This window comes from Limnohabitans sp., from assembly GCF_030158565.1.
In the GTDB taxonomy this organism is placed as follows: Bacteria; Pseudomonadota; Gammaproteobacteria; order Burkholderiales; family Burkholderiaceae_C; genus Limnohabitans_A.
This window is the reverse complement of the sequence record NZ_JAOASQ010000069.1, coordinates 21,074-27,700: the sequence shown is the minus strand read 5'-3', so window position 1 is coordinate 27,700 and position 6,627 is coordinate 21,074. Positions and strand designations below refer to the sequence as shown.

Sequence of the window (6,627 nt, the reverse complement as noted above, 5' to 3'; positions counted from 1 at the left end):
TGGTCAGCGCGGTGCGGATTTCCTTGTCGCGGATCTTCACCACGTACTCGTCGCCCGCGTAGGCTTTTTGCATGTCGGGCCACTGGGCCAGCAGCTTCTTGGCGGTGGGATCCTGCGTCTCTTCACGGGCCACGGCCAAGTCGATGGCAGCTTCGGCAGCGCGTGCGCGGCCGGGTTTGTCCACCTCGAGCATGCGGGCTGCGGCGCGCAGTTGTTGTATCTCGCGGGCCAGGCGGGCTTGGGCAATGGCACGCTTTTTGTAGCCACGCACGGTGTCGCTGATTTCAGCCAGGTAGCGTGTGCGCGCTGAGGGCACCACCGGGTTCTGGTGGGTGCTGTGGCGCACGCTGACCAGCGGCAAGCGGCCCTCGGTGGCCTTCATGCCCAGTGCCATCAAGCGCACCTTGAGCGCTTGGTACAACGCGGTCACGCCATCGTCGTTGAAGCGCGCGGCCATGGTGCCAAACACCGGCATCTGCTCGGTCGGCACGGTCCAGGCTTCCTTGTTGCGCTGCACCTGTTTGGCCACATCGCGCAGCGCGTCAGACGCACCCTTGCGGTCGAATTTGTTGATGGCCACGAACTCGGCAAAGTCCAGCATGTCGATTTTTTCGAGCTGGCTGGCCGCGCCAAACTCGGGCGTCATCACATACATCGGCACATCCACGTGCTGCACGATGGCGGCGTCGCCCTGGCCAATGCCCGACGTTTCCACCACGATCAGGTCAAAGCCCGCCACCTTGCAGGCCGCCACCACGTCGGGCAGGGCGGCCGAGATTTCGGAGCCAAAGTCACGCGTGGCCAGCGAACGCATGAACACGCGTGGGCCTTGCGACCAAGGGCTGATGGCGTTCATGCGGATGCGGTCGCCCAACAAGGCACCACCGCTCTTGCGGCGTGAGGGGTCGATGGAGATCACCGCCACACGCAGGCTGTCGTCCTGGTCCAGACGCAGGCGGCGAATCAACTCGTCGGTCAGCGAGGACTTGCCCGCACCGCCGGTGCCGGTGATGCCCAGCACTGGCACGCTGGTCTTGGCCGCTTGCTCGCGCACAGCTGCCACCACCTTGGCATCGGCCTTGTCGTTCTCAAGGGCAGTGATCAGCTGGGCCAGCGCGCGCCAGTTCATCTCGCCATGACCCTGAATGGCGGCCACATCTTTGGGCGCCAGCGGGCTCACGTCCGTGTCGCAGCGCATGACCATCTCGCCGATCATCCCGGCCAGGCCCATCTTCTGGCCGTCTTCGGGGCTGAAAATGCGCACGCCTTTTGCGGCCAGGGCGCGGATCTCGGCCGGCACGATCACGCCGCCGCCGCCGCCAAACACCTTGATGTGCTCACCGCCACGGGCCTTGAGCAAATCCACCATGTAGCTGAAATATTCGTTGTGACCACCCTGGTAAGAGCTGATCGCGATGCCCTGCGCGTCTTCTTGCAGCGCGGCGGTCACCACCTCGTCCACCGAGCGGTTGTGGCCCAGGTGGATCACCTCGGCGCCCATGCTCTGCAAGATGCGCCGCATGATGTTGATGGCCGCATCGTGCCCGTCAAACAGGCTGGCCGCCGTGACAAAACGCACCTTGTTCGTGGGGCGGTAATTGGCCAAAGCTTTGAATTCTGCGGAAAGGTCGGTCATGGTGGTCTCCGGGCCGAGAAAGGCGTTTGAATGGGTGTTACGTTTACGTAAACGTCAATCATAGCGCCAAGCCCCTATTTGTCGAGAGGGGGTTTGTCCTCTCTCATCGGTTCAAGTGCGGTTGTCTGTTTGCAGTTTTTGGCTTTCAAAACGACAAAAGTTAGTTTTATTAAATCTGTAATCTCGTGTAAATAGATAAATTAATATTCATTTAAGTGGTAAGTTCACGCATCCCCCGCCACCAGCGATACATGACCTCCACTGCACCCTCACCGCGCACGACATGGCCGCGCCGACTCCAATCCATCGCGTCCTCGGTGTGCCTGGGGGCCATCGTGCTGGGCGGGCTCAGCTCACCCGCCCTGGCGGCCGACTTCACCCTCAAACAACTGCTCGAAATCGGTGCCGACCGGCACCCCAGCGTCTTGCAAGCCCGCAGCCAGGCCCAAGCGGCGGGTTTTGATGTCGAATCGGCCCAGTGGGGGCGCTTTCCCACCGTCAGCACCCAACTGCGCTCGGACACCAACCTGAACCAAAGCCTGGCCAAAGTCGAGCAGCCCCTCTGGACGGGCGGCAAGCTCAGTTCGCGCATTGAACTGTCCGAGGCCAATTTGCGCGCCGCCGAAGCCGGCATCCGCGAAGCCGAGTTCAACGCCCTCACGCAAGCGGCCACCGCCTTCTTTGAAGCCCTGCGCCTGGAGCGCCGCCTGCAAAGCGCCACACTGAATGTGACCGAACATGAACGCCTGGTGGCCCTGATCCAACGCCGCACCGAAGCCCAAATCAGCCCCCCCGCCGACACCACCTTGGCCCAAGCCCGCCTGCAACAAGCCGTCAGCGAACGCATCCAGATCAAAAAACAACTCGACGCATCGCTCACCACCCTGGCGCAATGGACGGTGCCGCTCAACGGCGTCCAGAATGGCTCGCCCAATGGCCCCCTCAAAGCGCCTGCCGACATCGTGTTCACCCCCCCCGCAGAAGGCGTGCTGCTCGAGCGCGCCATCGCCCACTCGGCCCAGCGCAAACGCCTGTTGTCGCAAATCGACAGCGCCGACGCGCAGATCAATGTCAGCAAGGCGCAGGTCTGGCCCACCGTGGTGGCGGGCTTTCAACACACCTGGGGCGGTTTGGTGCCCGCCAACTACGACCGCAACAAAGGCTACTTGGGCCTCGAGTTCCAGTCCGGCGCGGGCCTGAGTGCACGCACCGGCGTGCAAGCGGCGGTCTCGCGCAAAGAAGCCACCCAGCAAGAACTCGAAACCCTCGAGCGCAACCTCACCGCACAAGTCAGCGCTGGCCTGTCCGAGCTCCAAGCGCTGCAAGCGCAGCTCGAGCCCTCCCAATCCTTGCTCGCCGGCACCACCGAAATCGTCGAATCGTATTTGCGCCAATACCAGGTCGGCCGCAAAAACTGGCTCGACGTGCTCAACGCCCAACGCGAAAAAACCCAAGCCCTCTACAGCGATGCCGACACCCGCTTCGGCTACCAATCTTCCAAAGTGCGATTGATGATCCTGACCGGCGACATCAGCGCACAACAACTCACAGCGCTCCATGACTGACACGTCTTCACCCCTCAGCCCCCAGGGCCCTGTGCAGCCCAGCTACCAGCAAGACCCCGAACTCGCCGCTTTACTCTCTCGCCTGGCCGCGCTGCAAGGCCACTCGGTGCCCGCTTACCGCTTTGGCATGGTCCACCAAACCGCCGACGGCGTCGATGTGGCCAGCCTCAGTCGCAAGCACCGCGCCATCGAGCTGTGGAACGTGCACTTCGCATCGGCCGCCATCAGCGAAGTCGCTGCCCTGCAACTGAGCAAAGGCCAATTCCCGCTGGTCTGGGTGTCCGAAGACGGCTCCCAAGTGCTCATGCTGCGCGGCAAACTCAGCCACGGCGGCTGCACCACCGAAGACCACACCGGCCGCGTCGGCGAAGTCAGCCTGCTGGCGCTGGAAAAAGGCCACATCCTGGCCCTGCACGTCACCTCGGTGCAAGACACCGAACAACACACCGGCCCCAAAAGTGCAGGCGAGTGGTTCATTTTTGCGCTCAGCCGCTACCGCTCGTCCTTCATGGACGCGGTCTTTGCCACCTTCATCATCAGCTTCATCGGCCTGCTGGCGGCCATGTACTCCATGCAGGTCTACGACCGGGTGGTCCCCAGCAAAGGCTATTCCACCTTGCTGGTGCTCACCGTCGGTGTGCTGATCTCCATTGCGCTGGAGCTGCTCATCAAACAAGTGCGGGCCCACATGGTCGAGCGCGCCTGCAAAGCCATCGACCAGGAACTGTCCGCCGTCTTCTTTGGCAAAGCCCTCGACATCCGCATGGACGCACGCCCCCGCACCGTGGGCACCTTCGCTTCGCAAATCCGCCACTTCGAATCGGTGCGCAGCTTCCTCACCTCGTCCACCTTGTTCATCCTGGCCGACGCGCCGTTTGCGCTGCTGTTCGTGCTCGTCATCGCCATGATCTCGTGGCAAGTGGCGCTGGTGCCACTGGTCATGGTGCCGCTGGCCATCTTGGTGGGCCTGTCGTTTCGCAAGCCGATCGAAAAATACACCGGCCTGCACATGGCCGAATCCAACCGCAAAAACGGTCTGCTGATCGAAGCCATCGACGGCATCGAATCCATCAAAGCTGCCAACGGCGAATGGAAGCAACTCGACCGCTGGCGCCACCTGACCGCCACCATTGCCCAAGGCGAGCTGCACATGCGAGCCCTGTCGACCCTGTCGACCAACATCACGCAAGTCATGCAGCAAATCACCTACGTGGGCATGGTCACCATGGGCGCCTACATCATCACCATCGGCGACCTCACCATGGGCGGCCTGATCGCCTGCACCATCATCAGCGGTCGCGCCCTGTCGCCGCTGGCGCAGTTTCCTGGCCTCATCGTGCAATGGAAGCACGCGCAAATCGCCCTCAAAGGCCTGGACGGCATCATGGCCATGCCCAGCGACCGCGACCCCGAACCCGCCTGGTCGTGCCGCAAAGCTGCCAAGGCCAGCTGCGCCTCGAAAAAGTCGGTTTTGCCTACAGCGAAAAGCAGCCCATCCTGGAAGTGCCCGCCATGGCCTTTGCGCCCGGCGAACGCGTAGCCATCCTCGGCTCGGTGGGCTCCGGCAAATCCACCCTCATCAAGATCTTGTCGGGCCTGTACAAACCCAGCGCAGGCCATGTGTTTCTGGACAACGTGGATGTGACCCAACTGGCCCCCGAATTTGTGCGCGAACACATGGGCTACCTGCCGCAAGACGTGCGCCTGTTCCAAGGCACCCTGCGAGAAAACCTCACGCTCGGCATGCCATCGCCCAGCGACAGCCAAATCCTGCGCGCCGCCGCCATGACCGGTCTGGACCTGGTCATTCAGGGCCACCCCAAGGGCATGGAGCTGGAAATCTCCGAAGGTGGCAAAGGCCTCTCGGGCGGCCAACGCCAACTGGTGGGCATCACCCGCATGCTGCTGCAGCAACCGCGCATCATGCTGCTCGACGAGCCCACCGCCTCCATGGACGCGCAACTCGAAAACCGCGTCATGCACCACCTCTTCAACGAACTCGCCCCCGAGTCGCTGCTGGTCGTGGTCACCCACAAGCCCGCACTGCTGGCCTATGTCAGCCGCGTCATCGTGGTCGACAAAGGCCGCATCGTGCTCGACGGCCCGCGTGACGCCGTGCTCGCCCGCCTGCGCGGCACAGCCACTGTCACCACCGAACCCCACCCATCCGCCCCCGCCGAGGCCAAAGCATGAATCTGTTCTGGGTCTTCAAACACCGCACCTCCGATACCCATCCGCGCTTCGCACCCGCAGCGCCCTTCAAGGTCGGCGGCCTGCGCCTCACCGTCTGGATCACCTTCTTCACCTTGCTCATCTTTGTGCTGTGGTCGCTGTGGGCCAGCCTGGACCAAATCACCCGCGCCCCCGGCTCGGTCATTGCCAGCTCGCGCACGCAAATCATCCAATCACAAGAAGGCGGCACCATCGCCGACCTGCTGGTCAAAGAAGGCGACACCGTCGAGGCCGGGCAGGTCTTGTTGCAGTTCGAAAAAACCCGCTTTGAAACCAGCTACCTCGAAGCCCGCGCCAAAGCCGCAGGCCTGGCCGCCACCGTGGCCCGCCTGCAAGCCGAAGTGCTGGGCACCGAGCTGAAATTCCCGCCCGAGCTCAAAGACTACCCCGACTTCACGCAAAGCCAAGGCATGCTCTTCAAAAAGCGCCAAGCCGCCATCCGTGAAGACATCGCAGCGCTCGACGGCATGATCGCGCTGGTCGACAAAGAACTCGCCATGACGCAGCCCCTGCTCAAAACCGGCGACGTCAGCCAAACCGACATCCTGCGCCTGCAACGCCAAGTGGCCGAGCTCAAATCGCAAGCCACCAACAAGCGCAACAAATACTTTCAGGACGCCCAAGCCGAGCTGGGCAAAGCCCAAGAAGACCTGGCCGGTGTGCAGCAAAACATGGCCCAACGCAAAAGCCAGCTGGAGCTGACCGAGCTGCGTGCCCCCGTGCACGGCGTCGTCAAAAACGTGCGCATCACCACCCTGGGCGGCGTGATCCGCCCCGGTGAAGAAGTCATGCAAATCGTCCCGCTCGAAGACGACCTCGTCATCCAGGCCAAAGTCTCGCCCGCCGACATCGCCTTCCTCAAACCCGGGCAAGACGTGCGCGTCAAGATCGACGCCTACGACTACACCGTCTACGGCGAACTCTCAGGCAAGCTCACCTACATCAGCGCCGACACTCTGAGTGAAGACCTGCGCCAGGGCGAACAGCCGTATTACCGCGCCCAAGTGCGCACCACCGGCCGCCAGTTCAGTGGGCGCCCCAACGAAAAGCTCGAAATCCAACCCGGCATGACGGCCACCATCGAAGTCAAAACCGGCCAACGCACCGTCTTCCAATACCTGACCAAACCGATCGTCAAAACCTTCAGTCAGTCTCTGGGCGAACGCTGATTCATCGGGTGGGTCCGTCGCTGCG

General features: G+C 62.7%; 5 protein-coding genes. 4 read left to right on the top strand and 1 reads right to left on the bottom strand.

Features of this window, described 5'->3' with window-relative positions:
- Window positions 1-1,636: cobalamin-dependent protein (locus tag Q1W40_RS14045; protein ID WP_300713125.1), on the bottom strand; the 1,636-nt coding region annotated here is incomplete at its 3' end.
- Window positions 1,637-1,887: 251 nt separating this feature from the next.
- Here Q1W40_RS14045 and Q1W40_RS14040 point away from each other — a divergent pair.
- From Q1W40_RS14040 to Q1W40_RS14025, 4 genes are read left to right on the top strand one after another with little or no spacing between them, the layout of a single operon-like run.
- Window positions 1,888-3,201 (top strand): TolC family protein, encoded by a 1,314-nt coding sequence (locus Q1W40_RS14040; protein ID WP_300713123.1) that lies wholly within the window; start codon window positions 1,888-1,890, stop codon window positions 3,199-3,201.
- The gene (locus Q1W40_RS14035) at window positions 3,194-4,741 is read left to right on the top strand and encodes an ABC transporter transmembrane domain-containing protein (RefSeq protein WP_300713121.1); all 1,548 of its coding nucleotides are present in this window, start codon (window positions 3,194-3,196) and stop codon (window positions 4,739-4,741) included. The genes Q1W40_RS14040 and Q1W40_RS14035 overlap by 8 nt, the downstream gene beginning before the upstream one ends.
- The gene (locus tag Q1W40_RS14030; protein WP_300713119.1) at window positions 4,714-5,394 is read left to right on the top strand and encodes an ATP-binding cassette domain-containing protein; all 681 of its coding nucleotides are present in this window, start codon (window positions 4,714-4,716) and stop codon (window positions 5,392-5,394) included. Before Q1W40_RS14035 ends, Q1W40_RS14030 begins: the two co-directional genes overlap by 28 nt.
- On the top strand, window positions 5,391-6,602 hold the full coding sequence (locus Q1W40_RS14025) for an HlyD family type I secretion periplasmic adaptor subunit (RefSeq protein ID WP_300713117.1): 1,212 nt from the start codon (window positions 5,391-5,393) through the stop codon (window positions 6,600-6,602). The genes Q1W40_RS14030 and Q1W40_RS14025 overlap by 4 nt, the downstream gene beginning before the upstream one ends.
- Window positions 6,603-6,627 lie beyond the last annotated feature (25 nt).